General features: G+C 45.9%; 23 protein-coding genes. 10 read left to right on the top strand and 13 right to left on the bottom strand.

All coding sequences use genetic code 11. The annotated features are described in order from the left end of the window. Positions 1-271 precede the first annotated feature (271 nt). Positions 272-1543: a porin gene (locus Q1A23_RS09750; protein ID WP_299822511.1), complete on the bottom strand. Its 1272-nt coding sequence runs from the start codon at positions 1541-1543 to the stop codon at positions 272-274. Between the two features lie 361 nt (positions 1544-1904). On the opposite strand from Q1A23_RS09750, the gene Q1A23_RS09755 reads away from it, so the two are divergent. After that, positions 1905-4706: a TonB-dependent receptor gene (locus tag Q1A23_RS09755; RefSeq protein WP_299822514.1), complete on the top strand. Its 2802-nt coding sequence runs from the start codon at positions 1905-1907 to the stop codon at positions 4704-4706. A 50-nt stretch (positions 4707-4756) separates the two neighbouring features. Continuing rightward, positions 4757-6085, top strand: a complete 1329-nt coding sequence (locus tag Q1A23_RS09760; RefSeq protein WP_299822517.1) for a T9SS C-terminal target domain-containing protein — start codon at positions 4757-4759, stop codon at positions 6083-6085. A gap of 128 nt (positions 6086-6213) precedes the next feature. Here Q1A23_RS09760 and Q1A23_RS09765 read toward each other — a convergent pair whose 3' ends face one another. The 5 genes from Q1A23_RS09765 to Q1A23_RS09785 form a co-directional block, all read right to left on the bottom strand. Then, complete coding sequence (locus Q1A23_RS09765) at positions 6214-6393, bottom strand: hypothetical protein (protein WP_299822520.1); 180 nt, start codon at positions 6391-6393, stop codon at positions 6214-6216. A 117-nt stretch (positions 6394-6510) separates the two neighbouring features. Next, positions 6511-7503, bottom strand: coding sequence for a MoxR family ATPase (locus Q1A23_RS09770; protein ID WP_299822523.1), 993 nt, complete (start codon positions 7501-7503; stop codon positions 6511-6513). A 139-nt stretch (positions 7504-7642) separates the two neighbouring features. Continuing rightward, on the bottom strand, positions 7643-8119 hold the full coding sequence (locus Q1A23_RS09775; protein ID WP_299822525.1) for a hypothetical protein: 477 nt from the start codon (positions 8117-8119) through the stop codon (positions 7643-7645). Positions 8120-8368: 249 nt separating this feature from the next. Continuing rightward, complete coding sequence (locus Q1A23_RS09780) at positions 8369-8749, bottom strand: hypothetical protein (protein WP_299822528.1); 381 nt, start codon at positions 8747-8749, stop codon at positions 8369-8371. 306 nt (positions 8750-9055) lie between these two features. After that, complete coding sequence (locus Q1A23_RS09785; RefSeq protein ID WP_299822530.1) at positions 9056-10165, bottom strand: hypothetical protein; 1110 nt, start codon at positions 10163-10165, stop codon at positions 9056-9058. Positions 10166-10199: 34 nt separating this feature from the next. Here Q1A23_RS09785 and Q1A23_RS09790 point away from each other — a divergent pair, with 34 nt between their 5' ends. The 4 genes from Q1A23_RS09790 to recO all read left to right on the top strand — a co-directional run bounded on the left by Q1A23_RS09790 (position 10200) and on the right by recO (position 14313). Continuing rightward, the gene (locus tag Q1A23_RS09790) at positions 10200-10523 is read left to right on the top strand and encodes a 2Fe-2S iron-sulfur cluster-binding protein (protein ID WP_299822532.1); all 324 of its coding nucleotides are present in this window, start codon (positions 10200-10202) and stop codon (positions 10521-10523) included. 119 nt (positions 10524-10642) lie between these two features. Continuing rightward, positions 10643-11236 (top strand): thymidine kinase, encoded by a 594-nt coding sequence (locus Q1A23_RS09795; protein ID WP_299822535.1) that lies wholly within the window; start codon positions 10643-10645, stop codon positions 11234-11236. A 32-nt stretch (positions 11237-11268) separates the two neighbouring features. Further along, positions 11269-13599, top strand: a complete 2331-nt coding sequence (locus Q1A23_RS09800) for a T9SS type A sorting domain-containing protein (RefSeq protein WP_299822538.1) — start codon at positions 11269-11271, stop codon at positions 13597-13599. Next, a complete protein-coding gene (recO, locus tag Q1A23_RS09805) occupies positions 13600-14313 on the top strand; it encodes a DNA repair protein RecO (protein WP_299822541.1) in 714 nt (237 codons plus the stop codon). It abuts the gene before it with no gap. Between the two features lie 67 nt (positions 14314-14380). On the opposite strand, the gene Q1A23_RS09810 is transcribed toward recO, so the two are convergent. The 3 genes from Q1A23_RS09810 to Q1A23_RS09820 are packed head-to-tail and all read right to left on the bottom strand — an operon-like array spanning position 14381 to position 16941. After that, entirely contained in the window at positions 14381-14920 is a 540-nt protein-coding gene (locus Q1A23_RS09810) for an FKBP-type peptidyl-prolyl cis-trans isomerase (RefSeq protein ID WP_299822544.1), read from the bottom strand. Positions 14921-14932: 12 nt separating this feature from the next. Continuing rightward, positions 14933-15892 (bottom strand): FKBP-type peptidyl-prolyl cis-trans isomerase, encoded by a 960-nt coding sequence (locus tag Q1A23_RS09815; protein ID WP_299822547.1) that lies wholly within the window; start codon positions 15890-15892, stop codon positions 14933-14935. A 23-nt stretch (positions 15893-15915) separates the two neighbouring features. Beyond that, positions 15916-16941, bottom strand: a complete 1026-nt coding sequence (locus Q1A23_RS09820; protein ID WP_299822550.1) for a bifunctional oligoribonuclease/PAP phosphatase NrnA — start codon at positions 16939-16941, stop codon at positions 15916-15918. Between the two features lie 232 nt (positions 16942-17173). Between Q1A23_RS09820 and Q1A23_RS09825 the strand changes: the two genes are divergently transcribed. Then, positions 17174-17593 carry a nucleoside-diphosphate kinase gene (locus Q1A23_RS09825; RefSeq protein ID WP_299822552.1) on the top strand — a complete coding sequence of 140 codons (420 nt, stop codon included), beginning with the start codon at positions 17174-17176 and terminating at the stop codon, positions 17591-17593. A gap of 169 nt (positions 17594-17762) precedes the next feature. Here the strand turns inward: Q1A23_RS09825 and Q1A23_RS09830 are convergent, their stop codons facing one another. Continuing rightward, positions 17763-18077, bottom strand: coding sequence for a LysM peptidoglycan-binding domain-containing protein (locus Q1A23_RS09830; RefSeq protein ID WP_299822555.1), 315 nt, complete (start codon positions 18075-18077; stop codon positions 17763-17765). Between the two features lie 192 nt (positions 18078-18269). Here Q1A23_RS09830 and Q1A23_RS09835 point away from each other — a divergent pair, with 192 nt between their 5' ends. Beyond that, positions 18270-18689, top strand: coding sequence for a lipocalin family protein (locus Q1A23_RS09835; protein WP_299822558.1), 420 nt, complete (start codon positions 18270-18272; stop codon positions 18687-18689). Between the two features lie 80 nt (positions 18690-18769). On the opposite strand, the gene Q1A23_RS09840 is transcribed toward Q1A23_RS09835, so the two are convergent. The 3 genes from Q1A23_RS09840 to dxs all read right to left on the bottom strand — a co-directional run bounded on the left by Q1A23_RS09840 (position 18770) and on the right by dxs (position 23160). Then, on the bottom strand, positions 18770-19945 hold the full coding sequence (locus tag Q1A23_RS09840; protein ID WP_299822561.1) for an MFS transporter: 1176 nt from the start codon (positions 19943-19945) through the stop codon (positions 18770-18772). A gap of 87 nt (positions 19946-20032) precedes the next feature. After that, on the bottom strand, positions 20033-20800 hold the full coding sequence (locus Q1A23_RS09845; protein ID WP_299822564.1) for an alpha/beta hydrolase: 768 nt from the start codon (positions 20798-20800) through the stop codon (positions 20033-20035). 446 nt (positions 20801-21246) lie between these two features. Next, positions 21247-23160, bottom strand: coding sequence for a 1-deoxy-D-xylulose-5-phosphate synthase (gene dxs, locus Q1A23_RS09850; RefSeq protein WP_299822567.1), 1914 nt, complete (start codon positions 23158-23160; stop codon positions 21247-21249). Between the two features lie 387 nt (positions 23161-23547). Between dxs and Q1A23_RS09855 the strand changes: the two genes are divergently transcribed. Both Q1A23_RS09855 and Q1A23_RS09860 read left to right on the top strand, forming a co-directional pair. After that, positions 23548-24318: a segregation/condensation protein A gene (locus tag Q1A23_RS09855; protein ID WP_299822570.1), complete on the top strand. Its 771-nt coding sequence runs from the start codon at positions 23548-23550 to the stop codon at positions 24316-24318. A gap of 113 nt (positions 24319-24431) precedes the next feature. Continuing rightward, positions 24432-25508, top strand: a complete 1077-nt coding sequence (locus tag Q1A23_RS09860; protein ID WP_299822573.1) for a lysylphosphatidylglycerol synthase transmembrane domain-containing protein — start codon at positions 24432-24434, stop codon at positions 25506-25508. The last annotated feature ends 3 nt before the right edge of the window (positions 25509-25511 follow it).

Consider the following 25511-nt stretch of genomic DNA (forward strand, 5'->3'; position numbering starts at 1 on the left):
GTTATATTACTCGATAATTACCTCAATGTTATCTTATTGTTAAGGCTTTTGCGGATGGGGTAAATTAATTGTTTTGTGCCTTTTTATACTTGCCAGCAAACATACATAGCAAGTATAAAAGTATGGCGAGCAAACGCTAAGCTAGTATGAAGAAGGTAGAGTGGATCAGGTGGGGAAGGTGCTTCAAACAGGTGGCTATCGTGTTGCTGGTATAAAAAGGCCCCTTCTGCACCGTGCAAAAGGGGCCTGCAATAAAGTTTATAAAATGGCTTTAGAAATTAAACTGTGCCTGCAGTCTTAAACGGTTGCCGTGTTGCTGATTCATCGGGTTGGCGGCGTTTCTCACAGTTCTATCTCCGATAGCGTATAAAGCTGTAAGCTCCAGGTTTTTGATCACAAGCCACTCCGCCCCGATCTCTGTCTCATACACCAGATAGCCGGCGGCGTCTCTCTCGTGTTTTTTACCGCCGTCGTAATACTGCATTTTTAAGAATGGCATGATGGTTTGGTTGCCTGCCCTGAACAAATACATGGCTTGTGCATACCCTCCCTGTAAGGTTTGCTCTGTGATAGAATTTGTTTCAGGGTTGTACTCGGGGCCTTTGCCTATATTATACTCTGCCTGAAAACCTAGCGGCTGCGGATAAACTACTAATGTGGCGGCCACGCGCTGATCGGTATAGCTTTCGTTTGCCTGCACTCCGGTACTTACCTGATCTGGGGCAACAGTATACTTACCTGTATAAGCCTGCACACCAGGCTCGATAAACTGGCCGTTTTTTAGTTTAAACGGATAAGATACTCTTGCTACAACATGCAGGTTGTCGTTAGCCTCTGGTTTATTAGCTGTTTGCCCGTTAAAAAAGCCTAGCCCTAACACACCGTAGTCTCCGCTGCCTTTCAGGCCCTTGTTTGTAAGCTCTTCAAAACGGCTGCGTATTGCCGCTGGTGCGTAATAAAAAAACATTCCTAAATCACGTTCGTTGGCGATGGCGCTGTTAAGAGCATCGTTACGGTCCAGGGTCAGGCGGTTGCTGCTCGACTGTAGGTTCTCAAACCCATAGGGGATTTTACTCTGCCCGATTCGCACCCGATACGCTTTACCGGCATCCAGGGCAACATCAAAATAAGCATCGCGCAGCTGCAAAAAGTTAAGCGAAGTAGAACTGGCAGATGAGGCTAAGTCGGGCTGAATGTATATAAATACCCGGTCATGCACATTACCGCTAATAACTAAACGGGCACGCCTGATAAAAAGACCTCCGTTCTCACCGAGTGATCTGTCGCATTGGTCGCATTTTAAATCCGGGTTTGTCTCGAGCAGGCGGTTATACCTGATCTGGGCATAGCCTCTTATAGAGAGTATCTCATACCAGGCCTTCTTTTTTTCATGATCGCCTTGCTTCACCGCCGTGGTGGTAGGTGTTGCTATTGTTGCTGTGGTCCCGGTTGTGTCTGTTTGTGCGAAGGCATTCGATAAGGCAATTAAACTCAAGGCAGCACCTGCCAGCGCAGCTTTGCCGTTCCAATTCATTACTATCATTATGGGTGAGAAATCAGGTAATAGTGTGTATATGTTTAAAGTGTTTGTGAACCAAAGGGTTAGTCAGACCCTAGAGGTTATCTATGCAAAGTACAATAGTAAGTATTATGGCAACATTACCTCTATGTTAAATGAATGTTAACAAATTAGCCATACTTATGGTAGCCCCAATTAAGTCAGGAATACTGTGCTGAATCTGTAGTAAGGGGTATTATGGGTGTAAAGATAACATTTCGTTAATGCTGGCTTAACCCTTTGTTTAAGTATGGCTGGCAATCTTAACGAAAGGGTAATTTACCTATAATTATGAGGTAACATGCTCCCTCTACTTTTGCATCGAGACTAATCAAAAGTAGATGACATGAAATCCTTACTCACAATTCTCACCATTATTGCCACCGCAGTTGCTGCGTTTGCCCAACAAGGCACGCTAAAAGGCAAAGTAACCGATAAAACAACCGGCGAAGGTATAATTGGAGCCGTGGTGTTTATAAAAGGCACCTCTAAGGGCACCACAACCGATTTTGAAGGAAACTATACTTTACCGCTAGAGGCAGGCACCCACACGTTGTCAGCCACTTTTCTTGCCTACAAGCCTTTTGAAAATGCAGGTGTACAAGTAAACCCAGGGCAAACAACAACCCTTAATATACAGCTAGAGGAAAATGCTACCCAACTGCAGGCAGTAGAGGTTGTGGGCACGCGCCAAACAAATACTGAGATGGCGCTCATGCAAGACCTGAAATCGAGTGAGATAGTGGTAAGCGGAGTTTCAGGGGAGCAAATTGCCAAGTCCCTGGACCGGGATGCGGCAGCTGTAGTTCGAAGAATACCTGGCGTAACTGTAATGAACGACCGCTACATCATGATCCGTGGCCTTAGCGAACGCTACAATACTGTAATGCTGAATGATGCCCTTACACCAAGCACGGAAACTGACTCACGCGCTTTCTCTTTTGATATACTGCCTACAAGCGTACTTGATCGCATACTAGTTTACAAATCCGGATCGCCGGAGCTACCCGGGGAGTTTGGCGGCGGTGTTATAAAAGTATACACTAAAAACTTTGCTACTGATAATACTACCACATTAAATATAACGGGAGGACACCGTGCCGGAACCACATTTAGCGATTTTAGAAGCTACAAAGGAGGCAAAACTGACTTTTTAGGTTATGATGATGGTACGCGTACATTGCCTGGTGCTTTTCCTGCGGACTTAAATACTGTAAGAGGTGATGCTTTAGTAAATGCTGCACGATCATTAAATAACAGATGGGGGGCAGAAACCTCGACAGCGCTCCCTGATCTGAGAATGTCTCTTGGCTTAACCCGTCGCTTCTTTATAGGTGATACCGAGACAAGCAACATTTCTTCTGTTTCTTACAGCAATACCAACCAGTTTGTTGATGTGACAAGATATCGTTACACCAAATACTTTGAGGGGGTACCGGCCTCAGACAGAATTCAGTACCGTTTTGAGGATAAAGAGTATAGCCAGAATGTAAGACTTGGGATAGTTAGCAACTGGGCTTTCAGGTTAAATAGCGGCAACAAAATTGAATTCCGGAACCTGTTTAACCAAATGGGGCAAAGCCAGGTGATAGAGCGCACAGGTTTTGAGGTACAGGGCAAAAACGTTGATGTGAACAACTATGCACAGCGATACGAAAGTCGCGCTATTTACTCTGGGCAGCTGCAGGGCACACACGACAGGAACGATGATAGAACACGTTTTACCTGGCTTGCCGGTTACAACTACACCAACAGGAACGAGCCGGATTACAAGCGAATACGTTCGCAGCGCGACTACAACACGGATAATCCCTTTATGTGGGTAATACCGTATAGTGCGTCTACGTTTGATGCTGGGCGCTTTTACGCTGAGCTGAATGAGAACACCTTTACGGCAAGCGCCCAGGTGGAGCACCAATTGAATGGCGGCGACACGCTTAGTCAAAACCAGCCAAAAATAAGAGCAGGCTTTTACACCGAAAGAAAAGATAGAAGCTTTGATGCCCGCTGGATGGCCTACACCGTAGCAGATCCATCTAACTTTAACCAAAGCTTACTTACGCTGCCGCTGTCGCAGCTATTTACCTCAGAAAGTATAAACGCTATATCAGGCTTTAGTTTAGCGGAAGGCACCAACCCAACAGACAGGTATGATGCTGCTAACACGCTGCTGGCAGGTTATGTAGGAGGATCACTTCCTTTATCATCAGCCTTAAATATAGCAGGCGGGGTGCGAGTAGAGTATAACCGCCAGCAACTAGAGACAACAAGATATGGTGGTGTACCGGTTAATGTAGATAACCCGATCACAAGTATACTTCCATCAGTTAATGCCACTTATAATTTCAGTCCTCGGTCTTTGCTACGCGGCGGTTACAGCGTTAGCGTTAACAGGCCAGCGTTTCGGGAACTCGCGCCTTTCGCTTACTACGACTTTCAGTTAAATGCTGAGATACAAGGAAATGAAGAGCTTACAACTGCCACCATCCACAATGCCGACTTACGCTATGAGTTTTACCCTAACCCAACGGAGGTAATCTCAATCGGTGGCTTTTACAAATACTTCAGGAACCCTATAGAAACTTATATACTGCCTTCTGCAGGCAACCCTATTTTTGAAACCAACAATGCAGAGAGTGCTCAAAGCTATGGCATAGAAACCGAGATCAGGAAGTCTTTCCTGGATTTATCTAACAGCAGCATTATACAGAATACAAGCTTTGTTTTAAATGCCTCGCTCATAGAGAGCAACATTAGCTTAGGCGATAAGGCGCAGAACCAGGCAAAAGAAAGAGCTATGTACGGCCAGTCTCCATTTATAGTAAATGCTGGCCTATACTATCTGGATGAAGCAAAAGACCTGCAAATAAACCTGCTGTACAACGTGATCGGCAAACGAATTTTTGCTGTAGGAGACAACGATGAGCCAACTGTCTACGAGATGCCTCGCAACATGATAGACCTCGCAGTAACCAAAGGGTTTGGCAAGCATATCGAAGTTAAAGCTGGCATTCAGGACATCCTGAACCAAAAAGTAAGGTTAGTACAAGACTCAAATAATGATGCCAAAATCAGAGGGGTAGATGATGATTACACCACTTTTAAACGTGGTAGCTACTCTACTCTGGGCATTACCTACAAGTTTTAACACACAATCCAGAACAAACAAATCAACTTTTTAACCCAAAATTGACAACAATGAAAAAAGTAAGCACATTACTCCTGCTCGCATTATTAGGTGTGGCATCTGTATCATGTAAAGACGATAAAAATGATGAGCCAACTCCGGTTGAGCAAAATACGGAAGTAGTTGAGCTAAGCGGCAGCATCACTTCTGACATGATTTTGAAAGCTGATAAAAAGTACTTACTAAAGGGCTTTGTTTATGTTCAGGCTCCTGCAAAACTTACAGTTGAGCCAGGTACTATCATAAAAGGAGACAAGCTTACAAAAGGCTCTCTTATTGTGGAGCGTGGTGCCCAGCTTATTGCCCGTGGTACGGCAGAGAAGCCAATCGTTTTCACATCTAACGAGGCAAAAGGCACGCGTAAAGCCGGAGATTGGGGCGGCCTGATTATACTTGGTAACGCTCCTGTAAACTCTGGTAGCTCTACTGCCATTGAGGGCGGCGTAGACAGGTTATACGGAGGTTCGAATGTTGCCGACAATTCAGGTGTGCTGAAGTATGTGCGCGTTGAGTTTGCCGGGATAGCCTATCAGACAGACAACGAGATCAACGGTATTACATTTGGCGGTGTTGGTAATGGCACAGAGGTAGACTTCGTGCAGGTTTCTTTTGGCGGCGATGATGCTTTCGAATGGTTTGGTGGTACAGTAAACGCAAAACACCTGGTTGCCTATAAAACTGTTGATGATATGTTTGATACAGACAACGGTTATTCAGGAACGATACAATATGCGGTGGGCATTTCTGACCCTAATGTGGCCGACGTATCTAAATCAAATGGCTTTGAGACCGACAATGATAAAAATGGCTCTCAGAACACGCCTTTCACAATGGCAAAATTCTCTAACGTAAGTTTGTTTGGCCCTTTGGCTATAGCTAATACAACGGCTAACTCCAACTATGGCAGCGGTATACATTTCAAGAAAAACACTAAAATCTCGGTTTACAACTCTGTAATAGCAGGCTGGCCAAATGGCATATTGTTAGATGGCGCTGCTGTAGAAGGCAACACAGCAAATGAACTGAAGTTTAAGAACAACGTGATCGTTGGCGCTAAATCACCTTTAAACCTGGCAGCTAACAGCACATTTAATATCCAGAACTGGTTTGACAGCAACAACAATGTAATTAAAGCTGCTAATACTGATCTTAAGGTAGACGGTGCATTCAAACAAGCTGGTGTACCTGCCTTTCTTCCGGGTGCTGGCTCTGAGCTACTTTCGGGAGCTAGTTTTGATGGGGTAAGTGGCTTTGAAGCTGTTAGCTTCAGGGGAGCATTCGGTACTACAGACTGGACTGCAGGTTGGACTAACTTTGATCCGCAGAACACAGATTACTAATTCAGGATTTATAATACTGGTTGCACATGTATGGGTGAGAAACATCGTGGCAATCACTAGCAGCGAGGCTTAGTCTCCCGCGCTGTGCGAAGCCCGCCAATTTGGTGGGCTTCCTTTTTTTGCTCCACTTAGAAAGTAGATGTAGGGGCATCGCCGCCGCAGGAACGCAGCACGAACACGATGATAACTATAATCAACACCAGCCCTAAGCAGCCTGCACCCAGGCCACAACCGCCCTTGCCGCCTGCCGTGCCGCCACCGCCAAAAAGTTTCCTGAATAAGTATAGCTTTAGAAGGCCTTTCCACATAGGAGGTAGTTTAAGTATAAAACAATAACTTCCGGCACACGCAAAAATGTGCCGGGAGTTATTGTTACGTCTGCTTGAGATGTTGAGTTCAGTAGCCGCTGCCACTACAGCCTGTATTTAGCTGATAGGTACTTTGCGAAGTATGGCTTCTATAAAATCTTTGGAGGTGATGCCGTCGGCCTCTGCCTCGTAGTTAAGTATAATGCGGTGGTTCATCACATCATATGCCACTTCTTTTATGTCTTCTGGTAGTACATAATCACGTTCATCAAAATATGCCACAGCCTTGGCCGCTCTGTTAAGGGCTATACTTGCTCTCGGCGATACGCCAAACTGTATATAAGGTGCAAACTCGTTTAAGTCGTACTCGGCAGGGCGGCGCGTGGCAAACACTAGTTCTATGATGTAGCGTTCCAGCGTTTCCGATATCTGCACCTGGTTGATATCGTTCCGGATGTTAAAGATATCTTCTTTGGAAAGCACTTTTGCCACCGAATCCTGGAAAGACATGTTGGCCATGCGGCGCATAATCTCCAGTTCGTCGGCCTTCTTTGGATAATCAATGTACACTTTCATCATAAAGCGGTCTACCTGGGCCTCTGGCAGCGGGTATGTGCCTTCGTGCTCTACAGGGTTTTGAGTGGCTAGCACCAGGAAAGGCAGATCCAGCTTAAAAGTAGTTTCGCCAATGGTTACCTGCTTTTCCTGCATCGACTCAAGCAGCGCTGACTGTACCTTGGCCGGAGAGCGGTTTACCTCATCGGCAAGTATAAGGTTAGCGAAGATAGGACCTTTTTTTACCTCAAATGCCGAGGCATTCTGGTTATAGATCATCGTTCCGATAAGGTCGGAGGGCAGCAGGTCGGGGGTAAACTGAATACGCTGGAAATCAAGGCGCAATGCTTTTGCCAACGAGTTAATTGTTAGTGTTTTGGCAAGGCCCGGTACACCCTCCAATAAAATATGGCCGCCCGTGAAAAGGCCTATCAGCAAGCGATTTACCATATATTGTTGGCCTATTACCGCTTTGCCTACCTCCTCAAATACCTGCTTTATCTTTCTTTGGTGCTCTTTCACCTTGTCTTCATAGATCAGATCTTCTGCTGCCATACTGCTTCAGGTTTTTTTAACCCTTAAATATAGTAATTATTGTGCACGTGAGGGTAAGATATGGGTTAACTGCTCCTGTTCAAACAAAAAAAGCACCTGTAAAGGTGCTTTTCAATAACTGTAAATCCAGGGTTTATACTTAAGATTGGTGCTGTAGTTGAGCCTGTCTTGTATGTTTTGCTGTTCTAACCATTTCTATCAGGTTGGCAACGCGTTCTTCTTCAACTTCCAAGGGCAATACCATTGTTCCGTTCTGCGATTTAACGTGCACGCGGTTGTGGCGCGTCATCAAGTATAGCATCAGGAAAAACCCGCTTAGCAAGGTAAAAGAGTCATCAAAGTAAACCAACAGGGCCATGCAAAGGCTAAGGCCAAAGTATAATGTTTTACCTGTTGCCTTTACTTCCCAACCTTTAATATCCTCCAGGTTAACTGCCGTTTGGCCAAATAGTGTCCAGGGCAGCCTTCTTAAAATAAGGCGATGAGTAGTGAGCGCTAACTTTTTGTCAACGGTCTGTATTAAGTACTGTTCTCCTTTTAAAAGCTTTGTCTGCGTCATTTTAAACGGAGAGTTAAGTTTGTTCAGTCTTGGGTAGCGTAGTAATGTAAGTATCACGGTTGGTTTTTTATAAGTTGTCTAGTAATTAGATACCTAAAACCATATAATGGTTGCATGATTGCGTCACAAAAGTAATTAATTTTTAGCTGTAAGCAACATTTAATTGTATTTAAAATGTTGTTATATAGAATTGGGCTTATATACATCTTATTTTTGAATGTAAATATGTGCCTGCTGCTTTCCTCTAAATAGAAAAAGCTTCTCCAGTTGCTGGAGAAGCTTTTTCTATTTAGAGCAGAAGTAAATTTAACTTAAATAAAAGTCGCCTTCGTGGCCATGTGCGCGCTGGTTCTTAAAACGTGCAATGTCTGCCTGCATGTTATCGTAAATTTCCTGTATTTCCTCCGAGTCAGTTGTAAGAGGCTTGATGTGCTCGCTAAGTAATTTGGCCGCAAGCGGATAAAATTTTGAGTCATCAGTATTCTTAGCATTTACTTTAAACGAGCTAACAGCATTCTCCAGCTTTTTAAGTTCAGGGTACTTTAACTTAAACTCTTGAATGGTATCACGAAGCTTCTCCCGTATCATCAGATACACGTCTTCTTCGAATGTCATGCCGAAGTCATCATCCTCCTCCTCGTCGAAATCGCTTGAAAAGTCGTCTTCGTAGTCAAAATCGTCTCTCATGGCTGTTAGTTTCTGTTAATTATTTGTAGTACGGGTTATGTTTCTGTTTGTGTCGGTCCTTTTCGCTTTTCCTCTGAAAATACAAGCTGCTTCAGTATATCTGCAAAGAGCCCCAAAGTAAAGTAAAATGCATAATTAGCATTTAGGATAATTATTTGCAATAGGTTACCGCCTCTCTTTCAGAAGTGTTTTTATGAATTTAGTGCACGTTAGCGTATCAAGGGGTAATGTTGCTTGATTATGAGGCTAAAGCAGAAAGCCCCGGCTATTTTTTAGCCGGGGCTTTCTGCTTTAATTTATTCTTATTTAAGCGTATTTTCTTTCGATCAGGCGGAGGAGCTTGTTTACGTGCTCCTGTTTTTTGGACCAGTCATGTTTGGTGGCCACTTCCTGCATAAAGTATTGCTTCGCAGCTTCCGCATCGCCGTACTCGTCCAGTTGCTTAATGGTGTTATAGTAAGTCATATTGTCACCTTCAAAAAGCTCGTTTATAAAACTAAAGCGCTGGTTGATGGAGATGGAGTTCTTCAGCGAATCGATTTTGCGGTTGCTGTGTGCATCAGCAAGCGAAGTGGAGGCAGCCTTCCGGAAATTATCGTTTAATGTTGGGCGTTTGTTTGCGTGGCTTTCTTCTTCCTCGCCGTCTTCATCAGTAGTATAAACCGGCTTTGGCGCGGGCGCTGATGCCTCACGCTGCGCATTATGTATAGGTGCCACTATTTCTTTTTCCTCGATGGGGGCCGCTGGTGTTGGTACCGGCGCTGGTGCGCTTACAGGTGCAGCAACTGGTGCTGGTCTGCCCAGTATGTCTTCCTCGTTTATGGCAAGCAGGCTGTTAAACTGTGCTGCCACATCAGAAAGAGCAGTACGGCTGCTCTGGTTTGCTTTTACATATAGCCTAAAGCGACTCAGAATATACTCTCTGTCCCGGTTGCCTGGCGAGAGTGTTTCTATGAAGCCAGCAAAAAGCTGTTTGTCTATATCGATATACTTTAAGTTTTCCTGAAGTTTCGGTAACGTGATTTCTTCCTGTATGCGCAGAAACTTCTCCTCAAATGTATCTGCCGGTGCAAGTATAACTCTAAACGTATCGTAGATGGCTTTCTGCAACAGGGGCTCAAAAGCGTTGCGTTTCATCAAAATCTTGCGCGACAGCACGTTCATGAAATGAAGCAAAGCCTCTTTTACCTCCTCGTTTTCATAATCGAAGTATGGGCTGCGCAGGTTTGCCATTTCCTGGTGCCATTTAAGCAAAAGCTCTTTTATCACAAAAAGGTTAACCTGCTTTATAGGCGTAAAACTAATAAGCTGAGGACCATTAAGGGAGTCGTGAGTGGCAAAATGTCTGTCGCAAAGCATATTTGCCAACTGATTGCTGTACTGCTCTAGGTGTAATTGATTATATTTGTCTTCCATTGGGAGTCTCTTTCTTCTGTAAAGTTATAAAATTATGCCAATCTTGACGGTGCAAAACCTCTCTAACTTAAAAGTAAAGGTTGAAGAGGGGCAGACGCTGCTGAAAGCCCTACAGGCTGCAGGCATGGATTGGATGCATGCCTGCGGTGGCAAGGGCCGGTGCACCACCTGCCGCATTATCGTGGCGCAGGGGCTGGAGCATTTTGGGCCTTTAACTGAAAGCGAAATGCGCTACCGCAGCAACAGCCGCCTGAAAGATAACGAACGATTAACCTGCCAATGTACATTAGCAACAGGCAATGCCACCGGTAAAGTGCCCGAACAAACCAAGCTGCCGCACATGAGCTACAGCAGCTGAGAAGATTTATAAGTTAAAGATCTAAGGACTTTTAAAGTTTGGTTGAGCGTTACAGCAAAAAACAATCAGCATTAAACTACGCAACAATTAGCCATATATAATTACCACATTACTAAACAATGTTTATTGAACCACGCGTAAGCAACGGAAAGCACACTACCAAGAGAGGATGGATTGAGGTGATCTGCGGATCTATGTTTTCTGGTAAAACGGAGGAGTTGATCAGGAGGCTGAACAGGGCTAAAATAGCAAAGCAGAAGGTAGAGATTTTTAAGCCTGCGCTGGATAAACGTTACCACGACGAAGATGTGGTATCGCATAATGCCAACTCTATTCGCTCTACACCAATAGATTTTGCACAGGACATGCTGCTGCTGGGCGGCAGCTGCGATGTGGTAGGCATAGATGAGGCGCAGTTTTTTGATGAAGGCCTGGCCGAAGTATGTGCCAAGCTGGCTAATAGCGGCGTGCGCGTAATTGCCGCTGGCCTGGACATGGACTACCTGGGTAAGCCTTTTGGGCCTATGCCTGCATTGATGGCTGTATCAGAGTATGTAACCAAGGTGCACGCGGTTTGTGTGCAATGCGGTGATATTGCCCATTACTCGTTTCGGAATGCTGCCTCAGAGCAACAGGTTTTATTAGGCGAGACAGACTCTTATGAAGCGCGTTGCAGGCATTGCTTCGTAGAAGGCATCAAAGCCAAAAAGTAGCTTAAGCTAGTTAGACTTCAATAACTTAAAGTATGAACCACCGCAGGCTATTAACAGGTACACTAATGTTTGTGCTTAGTTTTATACTTTGCCTTGGCTTTACCAAAAGCTACGGGCAAAGCAGCTTAGCGCTTGGTGGCTGGCGCTTGCATGTGCCTTACCACCAGAGCAAGGCAGTTGCCGATGCCGGTGATAAAGTATACGTTGCAGCAGAACAGGGGCTTTATTATTACGATAAGGAGTTTAGCACAACAGAAACCATCTCTAAAGTTGATGGGCTGAGCGAGCAGCAAATAAGCACGATCTCCTTTGACAACGAAACACAAACGTTGGTTATCGCTTACAAAAATACGAACATAGATCTGCTACAGAATGGCAGCATCATCAACATCAATGATATTCTCCGTAAATCGATCTCAGGAGAAAAACTTATAAACGATGTAGCCATACATAACAAGCTGGCCTTTGTTACAAGCACGTTTGGCATTGTAGTGCTGGACCTGGTAAAGCACGAGGTGAAGGACAGTTACCGTAACCTGGGGCCAAACGGCGAAACCGTAAATGTAAAAGCCGCAGCTGTTTTACGCGACAGCATCTACCTGACAACAAACCTGGGAGTGCTGGCATCGAAGTATACTAACACAAACCTGCAGGATTACAAAAACTGGGGCTACATAAATACGGGCATACCGGCAAGCCACAATGCAGATAAACTGGCCGTATTCGATAACAAGCTATACTTAAGCGCTGCAAACGGAGGCATTTATACTTTAAACGCAAACCATACCTGGGCTCCGGCTACAGTTGCTATTAATGGTGTTGTGTCTTCTTTTACTTCTACAGCTACACATTTAAGCATTGCCTCCGTGGCGGGTGTTACTGTTTTGTCCAAAAACGGTACAGTTATCAATTACACGCATCGCCTGCTTAAAGACCCCCGCAAAGCTGAGGTGGACAAAGATGGCACGATATGGGTTGCCGATATGCAAACGGGCTTGGTTAAAATAAGCGCAGCTGGAAACGATGCAGCAGCTTATACACCTAATGGCCCGTACAGCTCCAGCAGTTTTCGGATTTATACTTATGGCGGTAAAGTATATGTGCTAAGCGGTGGTTTTAGCGCTGCCTACCTGCAAAACGGAAGCTGGAACGGCTTTTATGTATACGATAAAGGCAACTGGGAAAGCTATAACGTGTACCTTTACCCTGAGCCAGGCTTTGTGAAAGGCTATGATTTGGTAGATGCTGTTTACAACCCGATTACCGAAAAGCTATACTTGGCCAGCTATGGCAATGGGCTAATCGAATGGGGCGGGCTAACAAATTCCTTGTTGTACAATGGCAACAACAGCCCCTTGCTAAGCGCGCAATCTTCTTATCCTGATAAAACAGATTATGTACGCATTACTGATCTGGCTGTGGACGATGCAGGCAACGTTTGGGCTGTAAACCGAAATAACTTTGTAAACACGCCAGGCTTGCACATGCTTAGGCCCGATGGTACCTGGAAATCTTTTGTGCTGCCGGGAGTGGCAGATGGCAGTAACCTGGACCAGATACTGATAGATGATTACGGGCAGAAATGGCTCTCTATCTCGCGAAGGGGCAACCAGCGAAGCGGCCTTGTCGTGTTTGATGATGAAAAGAACAGAGTACGCTACCTTTCGCTGGGCAGCGGCTTTGGTGGCTTGCCAAACGGAGATGTATACGCTGTTGTAAAAGACTTGAATGGTGATGTGTGGGTGGGAACAGCCAATGGTGTAGGTGTATACTATAACCCGGCTTTTGTTTTTGAGGAGCAAAACTACGATGCGCGCATTCCCATTGTGGACAGGCGGCCATTACTGGATGGGCAGGTAGTACGTACTATAGCTGTAGATGGCGCTAACCGCAAATGGATGGGGACTGATAATGGCCTTTGGCTTTTTAACCCGGAAGGAGACAAACTGATACGCCATTTTAATACAACTAACAGCCCGTTGCCATCCAATAGAGTTTTATCGGTGGCAGTAGAGCATGCAACAGGCGAGGTGTTTGTAGCGACAGATGCCGGTGTTGCCTCATATCGTGCAGAGGCTACTGTTACAGAGGGTAAGCCTGCGTGTGCTACGGTTTACCCAAATCCGGTGCGCAAGAACTACACAGGCTTGATAGGAGTATCGGGTTTACCGAATAATGCCAATGTACGCATTACAGATGTAGCTGGCATGTTGGTTTATAAAACAAAAGCAACTGGCGGAACCTTAGCCTGGGATGCCCGAGACTACAACGGGAAACGGGTTAAAGCAGGAGTATACCTGGTAATGAGCTCCAGCGACGATGGCAGCCAAACCTGTATAAGCAAAATAGCCGTACTGGATTAAATGCTAGTAAAAACAAGGGGCATCGTACTTAACCACATCAAGTACCGCGAGTCTTCCATTATTGCCAGGGTCTATACCGAGCAGCTTGGCGTACAGTCCTATATCGTGAATGGCGTGCGCAAAAAGGGGAGTGGTTCTCGTATTGCCCTATTCCAGCCGTTTACTTTGCTTGATATGGTGGTTTATACTTCGCAGAAAGGTGGCCTTACGCGCATTTCAGAGTATAAAAGTGCCCATGCTTTCAGCAGCATTCCATTTGATATCCGGAAAAGCAGCATCTTGCTTTTTTTATCGGAGATAGTATCTAAAACGATAAAGGAAGAAGAGGAAAACCAGCCGCTGTTTAACTACTTATACCAGGCCATTGTGTTCTTTGACGAGCAGCAGGAGCACTTCGAAAACTTCCATCTGGTGTTTTTACTGCAGCTTAGCCACCATTTAGGCTTTGGCCCCAGCTCCGGAGCCGAGATTGTGGAGCAGGTGGCCTTCTCTAGTAATGCCCAAAGCGCCACTTCAGCGCCAACGGTTTTAGCCATACAAGTGCACGAAGAGTTATTTAACCAACTCTTAAATCAGTCTGAGAGTGTGCGTGTTCCAAATGGGCGGGTAAGGCGCGAATTGCTTTCCATACTTATCCGGTATTACCAACTGCATGTGGACAGGCTCGGGGAAATAAAATCGTTGGCTATACTTTCAGAAGTGCTTTCGGAATAAAGTTTATACTTGTAAAAACAGAAAGGGCGCTATACTTAGCGCCCTTTCTGTTTTATGTGAAGTGTAATTACTTCGTTCTTAGTACTTCTATATCAAAAATGAGAACAGAACTACCCGGTATAGAGCCTTGGTTATAAGGGCCGTATCCTAAATGAGAAGGAATAAACAAACGTGCTTCTTCACCTACTTTCATTAGTTGTAGGCCTTCGTCCCAACCGGTAATTACCTGTCTGGCTCCTACTGTTAGGGTAAAGGCTTTGCCTCTTTCGTAAGAAGAATCAAAAACAGAATTGTTAGCCAGCTTACCCACATACATTACCTCTACTAAGTTGCCGGTTTTTATCTCTGCTCCGGTACCTGGCTTTAGCTCCAGGTAGTACAAACCTGATTCAGTTCTAACAACCTTTGTAGTGTCCACGTTATTGTCGCGGAAATACTTTCGGATAACCTGCTCGTCAATCTTTTTCTGCCCTTCTACATCAAATGGTGCATAGTAGTTATCATCGCCACCGCAAGCCGAGAAAGATGCAGCCACCAGCACAAAGAGGAATACCTTTAGCAAATTGTTGCCTTTAGTTGCCCATTGGGTAAGGGTTTGCATTTTCATAAGTATAAAAAATTACTGTTTGTTAACTTTTACCAGCTCTACATCAAAACGAAGTATAGAGTTAGCCGGCATATCCGGGCCACGGTCCTGGTCGCCGTATGCCAACGGAGAAGGTACAATAAGTGTAGCCTTGCTGCCTTCGTTTAGTTTCTGGATGGCCTCATCCCAACCGCGTATTACCTGGCCCTGGCCAAGTGTAAAGGTAAATGGCTCGCCACCTGACATTGGGTTGTTACGCGACGACTCGATTTCTTTACCGTCTAAAGAAGAAAGCTTGTAGTGTACAGAAACCTGGTCGCCGGCTGCTGCCTGAGGGCCTTTACCCGGAGTAGTTACATTGTAGTATACGCCAGATTCAGTTTTCTGCATGTTGGCCATGTTCTGAGTTTTAATATACTCCTGGATCTTCTGGTCGTCTACTTTAATCTGCTTCTCAGCACGAACGGCAGCTTCTTTCATCTGCTCTTCAAACATTTTCTGCTGGTCTGCAATCGCATCTTCTCTCGACTGTACTTTCTCTGCCTTGATGAAGAATGTTAACTGAGAACCTGCTTTAATGAAAGGAGGAAGCGGCTGGTTAAACGTTTTAGCGAAAAGAGAATCGGCGTTTATTTTAAACACACCGCTGTCGCCAGCAGATAGCATCATCAGCGCGTGCTCTAAGCTACCTTTAAACGTAGGCTCCATCACCGGAATCATAATTGGCTGGTTTTGCGTGCGCGAGTCGAATAACACAGAGTCTGCTGCGTTAGTGTACGACATCTGCATCGTTACCACCTGCCCAACTTTAGCGCCTAAAGAGTCGCCGGGCGATACCTCGCCTTTGTTCTCATACTCGCCTTTGTCGTTTTGCTCATAAATTTTATAGGTCAGGCCATCAGCCGTAGTATAAAACTCGTCTTTTTTGTTGCAAGACTGCATTAGAAGTGCGCCGGCTATTACTGGCAGCAAAAATTTAGTTTTAGATAGCATTGATTATAAGTTGAGATAAATTTTTAATTATTGTCTGTGGCCTGCTGCAGCAGCTCTTTATACTGTGGCAACAGGCTTTCAAATTTTGCAACGGTAGCCTCTAAAGTATCCAAAGACATGCCGCCAGCCGCATTTTTATGGCCACCTCCGTTAAAGTGCGCACGGGCAAATTCGTTAGCCGAGAAATCGCCAACCGATCTGAATGACATTTTCACGGCCTCTTTGCGGTCGATGATAAGGGCTGCAAAAACGATGCCCTCAATAGAAAGCGCATAGTTTACAAGGCCCTCCGTATCACCTGTTTTAGAGTCATATGTTTTCAGTTCGTCAGCGGTAATAGAAATATAAGCAGTTTTGTACTCATTCAACACCACTAGTTTGTCTTTTAGCGCATAGCCTAAAAAGCGCAGGCGCAATTCCGAAGAGCTGTCGTAGATCAAGCGGTGCACATCCGATGTGCGCACGCCAATCTGCAGCAGGTCTGCAATAATCAGGTGCACGTTTTTAGAGGTGCTCGGGTGCCTGAAAGAACCGGTGTCGGTCATGATGCCGGCATAAAGCGCTTCGCCAATTCCTGCGTCAATCAAATCGCCGTCGCCCATTGCTTTTATCATGTCGTACACAATTTCGGCAGTAGCAGCGGCAGAGGTGTTGGCGTAGTCCAGGTCGGCAAAATCTTCGGGCTGCAGGTGGTGGTCTACTAATACCTTGGTGCCTTTGGCATGGCGGATGTACTCACCCATCTCGTTTATGCGCGACAGGTTGTTAAAATCAAGGCAGAAAATAACCTGCGACTCAGCGATAATGCGCTGCACCAGGGCATCGTTCTTTTGGGAATAAACGATCACATCATCGTTGCCCTGCATCCAGTTAAGGAACGACGGGTAATCAGAAGGCGTGATAACAGTTACGCGGTGGCCTTTTTTCTTAAGGTACCCTGCCAGGCCAAGCGAAGAACCAAGCGCATCAGCGTCCGGTTTGTGATGTGTGGTGATCATCACTTCTTTAGGCTCTTGCAGAAGCTCTTTCAGAGCGTTGATATTGTGCATACTATAGATTTAAATCCTCTGATTAATAAGGATATAAGGCGCGAATTTCTGAATAAAATAGTTCTAAAGCAATTAAATGGGGCATGAAGGCATACTTTGGCGAAAGTTAAGAACTATAGCGGCATGTAAAGAGTACACCAAAGTATATCTGAAAGTATGCCAAATATTGCCTGAAATCCCCTACTTTTGCAAACCAAAATCGAAAAATAAAAACTAAACCATTATAATAGATATGGCCGGAAATATCACATTCACTATGATTAAGCCAGATGCTGTGGCAGACAACAACATCGGCGGCATTACTAAAATGATCGAGGAAGGCGGCTTCCGTATTGTGGCAATGAAAAAAACAAGATTGTCAGAGGAGCGTGCCGGTAAATTTTACGAAGTACACAAAGAGCGTCCTTTCTACAACGACCTTGTTAAGTATATGTCTAAAGGCCCTATTGTGGCGATGATCCTGGAGAAGGACAACGCTGTAGAAGATTTCCGTACGCTTATTGGTGCCACTAACCCTGAGCAGGCTGCAGAAGGCACTATCCGTAAGAAGTATGCCAAGTCTATCGAGTCTAACGCCGTGCACGGTTCTGACTCTGACGAAAACGCACAGATTGAAGGCGACTTCTTCTTTGCTGCTGACGAGCGCTTCTAGTAATTAGAAGTATACTTATTGATTTGGAAGGCCTGCTGAACCTCGTGTTTGGCAGGCTTTTTAATTTTATGCGTTGGCAATGGTAGCTTTGCTGTTGTACTACAAAAAAGCCGACCTCTCCTGTTGTTGTGCAGGAGAGGCCGGCTTTTTTCTTAACCTTTTTAGTTTGTTAGTCCCTCGGAATTACAAAGCGTTGCCCTGGGCGTATCAGGTCTGGGTTATCGCCTATCTTATCTTTATTGGCATTGTATATTTTTGTCCAGGCGTTGGCGTTGCCGTAGTGCTTTTTTGCGATTTTAGAAAGCGAGTCTCCTGATTGCACCGTGTACACATCCTGGTTTACACCTGGATCTGTTATTTTGTTCATGTCGCTTTTATTGAAGAAATCGTGTGCCTGGCCTTGCTGACCAGGAGTTGAAGAAGGCTTGGCAGGTTGCTTAGCCGGCTCTTCTGTTCCTTTTTTGAAAAAATCTCTTAATCCCATATCTATAATATTTTATAACCGTTTTTCTGAAGGCATAACTGGCATACAGCTACTGCCATCTACTAAAATACGCCAGTTTAAATACTTAGTTGTGGTGCAAATACCGCAACGGCAATCAGTTTGAGGCCGTAAGTTATCACATCAGCCCCTGATGATGATGGAGCTTTATAAACGAACCAAAAATTTAAAACTATGAATCTGAGAAATTTAAACTTCCGCTCTGCCTGGGCTAAACTAATTACTATGATGCTGGTAGTGGTGCTATGGAGTTGCGGTGGTAATGAGGAAGTAGGTACAGAAAGCATGCTGTCTGGTGCAAGCAGTAAAACCTGGAAAGCAAATAAGGAGCTTAACGCTGCCGGCGATAAGGATAAACTGACAAAGGAAGAGAAGCAGGAGACCATGCAGTTTTATGCTGACGGGCGTTTTGCCTTAGGCGGAGGCGGCTCGTTGCAAACCGGCACCTGGACTTATGACCAAACAGCTAAGCGCCTGAGCCTGCAGTTTGAAGGCCAGGACATGACAGAGAACTTTGAGGTAACGAAGCTCACAGATAGTAAAATGGAGCTAAGGGCAACTGATGGCTCTGTGATGCAGATGGAAGCAGAGTAGCAACCAAATCTGCCATCTGAAGTATAAATAAAAGTTTCGATTTTGAGCGGCAGCCTGTGTAAAAAGCAGGCTGCCGTTTTTTAGGCACGCACCAGTCGCCGCAAAGCAAGTAAGCCTAATAATGGGCCTATAGCCAGCCAAACCAGCATTTGTTGCGGAGGCAGTTGCTGCTGCAGCCAGCCGGTAGCCTGTATACTTATAATAGTAATAGCAAACCCTATGCTGGTAACCACTGTAAGGGCGGTGCCTACAAGTTGCGGAGGAGCCGTTCTGGCAGATAAAGCCGAGAACTGAGGTGAATCGCCGGCTACCACCACTCCCCAAAATACCATAAAGGGCACGATAAAGCTTGAGCCTGATAGTATAAATGCGGAGGCCACGCAGCATAAACCTGATAATAGCAGCTGCACAAAAGCTACTTTGGCACTACCCCAGCGCTGCGATAAGTAGCCACCTCCAATACACCCTATGGCGCCTGCCGCAATTACGGCAAAGCTGTACAGCGAAACTTGGCTGGCTGGCAGGTGCGGTAAAGTATAAGCAAGTATAAAAGGTGTAAAAGCCCAAAATGTATAAAGCTCCCACATATGCCCGAAGTAACCGAAAGCCGCTGCCCTAAAGTCCGGTGCCCCAAACACCTGGAGTAAATTGCGCGGCGAAAACCTGGCACCCTTGCTTAAGTATGGCCCGTCCGGCACAAGCAGGTACATCAGCAACCCGCCAACAGCAGCAAGTATACTTACAGCTATAAGCATAGTTTGCCATGGCAGATCTGCCCCCAGGCCACGCAACAAATATGGGAAAGCTGTGCCTAAAACCAATGCGCCTACCAGGTACCCAATGGCTTTGCCTAGTTTGCCGCTGTACCAGCTGGCTGCTATTTTCATGCCTACCGGATAGATGCCAGCCAGCAAAAAGCCTGTGGCTGCTCTAAATATAAGCACGTCAGTTATACTTGTAGCGGAAAAAAGAACCATTGCATTTGCAAGTGCACCCAGCAGCGCACATATAAGGAACAGCAGCCTGGGCGATACGCTGTCTGCTAAAGAAAGTATGGCAAAGCAAAGCGTGCCAAGTATAAAGCCAAACTGTACTGCCGATGTAAGTAAACCTAAGGCGCCCTCCTGTAAGTGCATCGACGCTTGCAACTCTGGGAGTACTGCATTGCCTGCAAACCAAAGCGAAGTGCCTGCAAACTGGGAGAAGACTATGGCTGGAAGTATACGCTTAGGTACAGCTGGGTTTATCTCGCTCATCAATCAAATTTGGTCAGTATACTTCTTTTATTTAGTTGCAGGGCTTGCTTGTGATACTAAAGTATTCTGCTGGGGCCGTACTATAAATTAACCATAAATAGTTTCGGCAAATTTCTGGATGGCCAGGCGGGTTTCGTAGGTGCGCTCAAACATACCCATGTGCCCTGTTTTTGCCAAAAAGTTTACCATGCTGTTGTTAGGCAGGTGGCATTGCTCTAGGGCTTTGTCCAAGGGTACGGCTCCGTCGTCTTTGCCAAAGATAAACAGCACCGGGCATTTTACTTTTTGCAGTACATTGGTTCTGTCAGGTCTGTCGCGCATGGCGGCCAGGCCTCCGGTTATACTTTGTTCAGGAGTGTTTTTGCCAATCTCAATCATCAAATCAATTTCGCTGCGCAGCTTTTTTCGGTTATCTGCAAAGAACAGCGGCTCCACAAACGAATGCATGAATTTAGCTACACCGTGCTTCTCCACAAACTCGATGGTTTTGTTGCGATTCTCTTTCTTTTCGTCGGTATCGGGTAGGGCAGAGGAGTGGAACAGGCACAGCCCTTTAAGCATCTGTTCATACTTCTCGGCAAAAGCCATACTTACATAGCCGCCCATCGAGTGCCCAATCAGGATGCATTTTTTTATGCCCTTTGCATCCAGCTGCTGCTTTACGTACTCGGCCATACTTTCCATGCTATAGTCGTGCATACTCTGTGTGTTTTCGCCAAAGCCGGGCAGGTCTAACGCGATGATGTTGAATTTTTGCTGCAGCGGCTTTGTGAATTCTTCCCAAACTTTGGTGCTCTCGCAGAAGCCGTGCAGGAAAACAAGTGTGTCGTTTGCGTAGGTATGTGTTTTTGTCATAGTCTTAGCAGTTGCTTTTCAAATATAAGAATGATCTGCGAAGTTGGCGATAAAGCTTTTCTGTACACTTGGTTCAACCACCCCTGCCCCTCCTTAGCCAAGGCGGGGAACTCTGCTATTACTTTAGCAAAGTATAAGCTCTGTAACTGCTGCTTAACCTCCCATCTACCAAGATATTTACAAGATGACAAAGCGTAACGGCTTTAACTATTGTCGTAGCAATTGAAGCTGTGAATAATAATTCCCCGCCTTGGACTGGTGGAAACGCGAGTTCGAAACTAGCGAGCGCAGCTCTGAGGGGTTAGGGGTGGTTAGATTACAGAAAAGGAAGAATAATTTTGACTATCCTATAATCCTGATTCAAATAAAAAGCCCTCACAACTTGCCAAAGCTATGAGGGCTCTTATATGAAAAAGTCTTTCGACCTTCGTTAAATAATCCTTTGCTTAAGAAACCGCCACTCCGATCATTTCACGTACCGTACGCTCAATGTCTTCCGGGGCAAAGCCTGCTTCGCGGTGCAGTTCCAGTTGTGAGCCATGTTCGAATATCTTATCCGGAATGCCCAGGCGTTTTACCTGCGATGTATAGCCGTTATCTACCATAAACTCCAGCACAGCACTTCCAAAACCGCCTTGCAGGCAACCATCTTCTACGGTTATCACCTTGCTATACTTGCTAAAGATGTGGTGCAGGAGCTCTGCATCCAGCGGCTTGCAGTAGCGCATGTCGTAATGGCCTGGATTGATGCCATCATAAGTTAGTTTTTTGCAAACATCCACCGCATAGTTACCGATGTGGCCAAAGGTAAGTATAGCTACTTCTTCGCCTTCTTGTATGGTGCGGCCTTTGCCTACCTGCTGCAGCTCCAACGGAGTCCTCCAGTTTGGCATAACACCTTCGCCGCGCGGGTAACGGATCGTGAACGGACCCATGTCTTCCTGCGAGGCAGTATACATCATATTGCGCAGTTCCTGCTCGTTCATAGGGGCAGCTACTACCATGTTCGGGATGCAACGCATGTAAGCAATATCATAAGCCCCGTGGTGTGTTGGGCCGTCGGCACCTGCAAAACCAGCTCTATCCAGGCAGAAAACCACGTTCAGGTTCTGAAGAGCCACATCGTGCAGTACCTGGTCGTAGCCCCGCTGCATAAAGGTGCTGTAGATGTTGCAGAATGGTACTAAGCCCTGCGTTGCTAAACCAGCAGAGAATGTAACCGCATGCTGTTCGGCAATGCCCACGTCAAACGCGCGGTCCGGCATGGCCTTCATCATAATGTTAAGTGAGCAGCCGGATGGCATGGCAGGCGTTACACCCATAATTTTGGGGTTCTGCTCTGCAAGTTCTACCATGGTATGGCCAAAAACATCCTGGTACTTTGGAGGCTGTGGTTTCTCGTAGTGCGTTTTATAGATCTCGCCAGTTATTTTATCAAATAAGCCCGGTGCATGCCACTTGGTCTGGTCTTTCTCTGCGAGCGCATAGCCTTTGCCTTTAGTAGTTAGCACATGCAGGATTTTCGGACCCGGAATATGCTTCAGGTCTTCCATTACCGATGCCAGGTGGTTCACGTCGTGGCCGTCAATCGGGCCAAAGTAACGGAACTTAAGGCCTTCGAACAGGTTGCTCTGCTTTAGTAAAGTAGCTTTAATGCCGCTCTCTACCTTAGAGGCGATCTGCTGCGCATTCGGGCCAAACTTGCTTATCTTGCCCAGTACATTCCAGATCTCGTCGCGTACTTTGTTATAGGTGCGGGAGGTGGTAATGTCTGTTAAATATTCTTTTAAAGCGCCTACGTTCGGGTCGATGCTCATGCAGTTGTCGTTGAGCACCACCAACAGGTTGGCATTGGCTACGCCGGCATGGTTCAAGGCTTCAAAAGCCATGCCGCCTGTCATGGCACCATCGCCGATAACGGCAATGTGCTGGCGGTTTTCTTCGCCTTTATACTTTGATGCCACAGCCATACCCAAGGCCGCCGAAATAGACGTGCTGGAGTGGCCTACACCAAAAGTATCGTACTCGCTTTCTTTTCTTTTCGGGAAGCCGGAGATGCCGCCATACTTTCGGTTTGTATGGAAAATTTCGCGGCGGCCGGTTAATATTTTATGCCCGTAAGCCTGGTGCCCAACGTCCCATACCAGTTGGTCGTGAGGTGTATTAAAAACGTAGTGCAGGGCTGTTGTAAGCTCTACTACGCCTAAGCTGGCGCCAAAGTGGCCGCCATGTATCGACACAACATCAATGATATACTGCCTAAGTTCCTGGCTCACCTGCAGCAGTTGCTCTGGCTTTAGCTTTCGCAGGTCGGCAGGTGTGTTGATAGAGGCAAGCAGCTCTCCGGGTTTAATGATCATAGAATTGTCCTTTAATAGACTTCTAACAAAATATTTTAGCTAAAGTTTACCAAGCACAAATTGTACCCTTTTAGCCAAATCGTAAAGTTAATAAAATTACAAACACGGACACCCAACTATATGCGTTTAGCTAAAGCAAAAAGTGCAAATGCAAGTATAGCTTAAATACTATATAACTTAGACTGTGCTGATTTGGTTACAAAGCCTTTATAACCTTGGCCCAAAAGTACCCGCCTCATCATCAGGTATACCGTTAACATCTTCATCTTGTTATGAACTATGCCCGCTTTGGTTAAGGTTGTGGGGGTATAGAGTGGCGGTAATACGCCGGAATTGTTTATTTTTGTAACCGGCGCAGCAGCAAGCGCTTACTTAAAGGCAGAATACGTGAGTTTCGAAATCAGATTACCCCTGTTTGAAGGTCCCTTCGACCTGTTGCTTTTCTTTATCGAGCGCGATGAGCTGGACATACATGATATTCCGATTTTCCAGATTGCGAATGAGTTTGTGGGCTTTATACGGCAGATGGAGCAGCTAAACCTGGAAGTGGCCAGTGATTTTATACTTACGGCTGCCACCTTAATGCGCATAAAGGCCAAAATGCTGCTGCCCCGCACCGAGAAAGACGAAGAAGGAAACGAGATTGACCCGCGCCAGGAACTGGTGCAGCACCTGCTGGAGTATAAGAAGTATAAAACCGCTACGCCTATACTATCAGAGATGGAGGATATGCGCCTGGCCCAGGAAAACCGCGGCAATATACACGACGAACTGCAGCAGATAGCCAACGCCAACCATTTTGAGTACGAGCTGCAGGACCTGAGCCTGTACAAGCTGATGCGGGTGTTTGAGAAAGTGATGGTGCGCTTTGAGGAGGAGGAAAACAGGCCGAAGCATACCGTTATCCAGTATCCTTATACAATAGAGGAGCAGCGCGACGTGATCATGAACATGGTGAGGCAGCGCAAAAATATTTCTTTCTCCCAGATCATCGCTGAGTTCCCGGATAAGATCGGTATGATCTTCAACTTCCTGGCTATACTTGACATGCTGCAGCTTAACCTGATAGATATAGAAGTAGGCGAGGGCTTTAACGACTTTATCATCATCGAAACAGCAGACAAGGCCAACCAGGTTACGCAACTGTTGGTAGAGTAATCCAGTTAGACGTTAAAATTATTAACTTGCCATAAGTTTAGCGGTATAGCTTATACTTAAGAAGCATTGCCTGGTGCCTGTTAATGCACAGGCGCAGCCACTACCAGCCATACATGGACCAAAACAAGAAGACCATACTTAAAAGCTTTAGCCCTGTAAAGATACTGATCCCGGTTTTGCTGGGCCTGGCAGGAACGGCGTGGCTTTTTATTAAAGATGATAAGGTAGGAGAGCTAAAGGGCATCGTGGAGGCGAATATCTGGTGGCTGGCAGCGGCGCTTGTTGTGCTGGTAATCCGCGACCTGGGCTATATGTACCGCATCCGGTCGCTTACCGATAAGTTTCTGACCTGGCGCAACAGCCTGGATGTGATCATGCTGTGGGAGTTTGCCTCTGCCGTTACACCCTCTGTAGTTGGCGGAACCACCGTGGCCACCATCATACTTAACAAAGAAGGCATACCGCTGGGCAAATCGCTGGCCTACGTTATGCTGACCGCCGTGCTCGATAACATGTTCTTTATTGTGGCGGCGCCCATTGCCCTGCTGCTTACGCAAGGCGAAGTCTTCCCCACTTTTAACCTCGACCCCTCCGACATAAGTAAACTGAAATCTGCTTTCTACATCAGTTACGGGCTTATTGCAGTTTATACTTTCCTGATGATTTACGCGCTGTTTATTAAGCCGCGGGCGTTTAAGTGGTTGTTGCTAAAGGTTACCTCGATTGGTTTTCTGCGCAAATGGCGTGTAAACGCTTTCCAACATGGCAACGAGATTATGTGGGCATCGGAGCAGCTAAAAGGCAAAAACTTTAACTATTGGGCGAGAGCCATTATTTCTACCATTTTTGTGTGGAGCGCGCGTTACTTCCTGCTCAACTGCCTGATTGCTGCCTTCACGGACGTTACTTTGGGTGAGCACGCCCTGATCATTTCGCGTAACCTGATCTTCTGGATTGTGATGCTGATTGCCATTACGCCGGGCGGGGCAGGTATTGTAGAGATGGCGTTCCCGAGTTTCTTTGGCTTGTTCCTGGGCCGTTTCAGTAATATTGTGGTGGTGCTTTACCGCCTGATAACTTATTACCCATACTTAATAGTAGGTTCGCTTTTCCTGCCACGCTGGATCGCCAAAGTTTTCGGGAGGCAGGCAAAGGAGCAGGAGGAAATAGCCTCAGAGTTGAGACGCTAAATA

The sequence above is a fragment of the uncultured Pontibacter sp. genome (assembly GCF_947492645.1).
GTDB lineage: Bacteria > Bacteroidota > Bacteroidia > Cytophagales > Hymenobacteraceae > Pontibacter.

Coding starts and splice junctions, on each gene's coding strand:
- Q1A23_RS09755 (WP_299822514.1), top strand. CDS start 1,905: ATGAAATCCTTACTCACAATTCTCACCATTATTGCCACCGCAGTTGCT.
- Q1A23_RS09825 (WP_299822552.1), top strand. CDS start 17,174: ATGGCCGGAAATATCACATTCACTATGATTAAGCCAGATGCTGTGGCA.
- Q1A23_RS09785 (WP_299822530.1), bottom strand. CDS start 10,165: ATGGAAGACAAATATAATCAATTACACCTAGAGCAGTACAGCAATCAG.
- Q1A23_RS09790 (WP_299822532.1), top strand. CDS start 10,200: ATGCCAATCTTGACGGTGCAAAACCTCTCTAACTTAAAAGTAAAGGTT.
- Q1A23_RS09845 (WP_299822564.1), bottom strand. CDS start 20,800: ATGACAAAAACACATACCTACGCAAACGACACACTTGTTTTCCTGCAC.
- Q1A23_RS09815 (WP_299822547.1), bottom strand. CDS start 15,892: ATGCTATCTAAAACTAAATTTTTGCTGCCAGTAATAGCCGGCGCACTT.
- Q1A23_RS09830 (WP_299822555.1), bottom strand. CDS start 18,077: ATGGGATTAAGAGATTTTTTCAAAAAAGGAACAGAAGAGCCGGCTAAG.
- Q1A23_RS09760 (WP_299822517.1), top strand. CDS start 4,757: ATGAAAAAAGTAAGCACATTACTCCTGCTCGCATTATTAGGTGTGGCA.
- Q1A23_RS09780 (WP_299822528.1), bottom strand. CDS start 8,749: ATGAGAGACGATTTTGACTACGAAGACGACTTTTCAAGCGATTTCGAC.
- Q1A23_RS09860 (WP_299822573.1), top strand. CDS start 24,432: ATGGACCAAAACAAGAAGACCATACTTAAAAGCTTTAGCCCTGTAAAG.
- Q1A23_RS09750 (WP_299822511.1), bottom strand. CDS start 1,543: ATGATAGTAATGAATTGGAACGGCAAAGCTGCGCTGGCAGGTGCTGCC.
- Q1A23_RS09820 (WP_299822550.1), bottom strand. CDS start 16,941: ATGCACAATATCAACGCTCTGAAAGAGCTTCTGCAAGAGCCTAAAGAA.
- Q1A23_RS09795 (WP_299822535.1), top strand. CDS start 10,643: ATGTTTATTGAACCACGCGTAAGCAACGGAAAGCACACTACCAAGAGA.
- Q1A23_RS09810 (WP_299822544.1), bottom strand. CDS start 14,920: ATGAAAATGCAAACCCTTACCCAATGGGCAACTAAAGGCAACAATTTG.
- Q1A23_RS09765 (WP_299822520.1), bottom strand. CDS start 6,393: ATGTGGAAAGGCCTTCTAAAGCTATACTTATTCAGGAAACTTTTTGGC.
- Q1A23_RS09770 (WP_299822523.1), bottom strand. CDS start 7,503: ATGGCAGCAGAAGATCTGATCTATGAAGACAAGGTGAAAGAGCACCAA.
- Q1A23_RS09800 (WP_299822538.1), top strand. CDS start 11,269: ATGAACCACCGCAGGCTATTAACAGGTACACTAATGTTTGTGCTTAGT.
- dxs (WP_299822567.1), bottom strand. CDS start 23,160: ATGATCATTAAACCCGGAGAGCTGCTTGCCTCTATCAACACACCTGCC.
- Q1A23_RS09840 (WP_299822561.1), bottom strand. CDS start 19,945: ATGAGCGAGATAAACCCAGCTGTACCTAAGCGTATACTTCCAGCCATA.
- Q1A23_RS09835 (WP_299822558.1), top strand. CDS start 18,270: ATGAATCTGAGAAATTTAAACTTCCGCTCTGCCTGGGCTAAACTAATT.
- recO (WP_299822541.1), top strand. CDS start 13,600: ATGCTAGTAAAAACAAGGGGCATCGTACTTAACCACATCAAGTACCGC.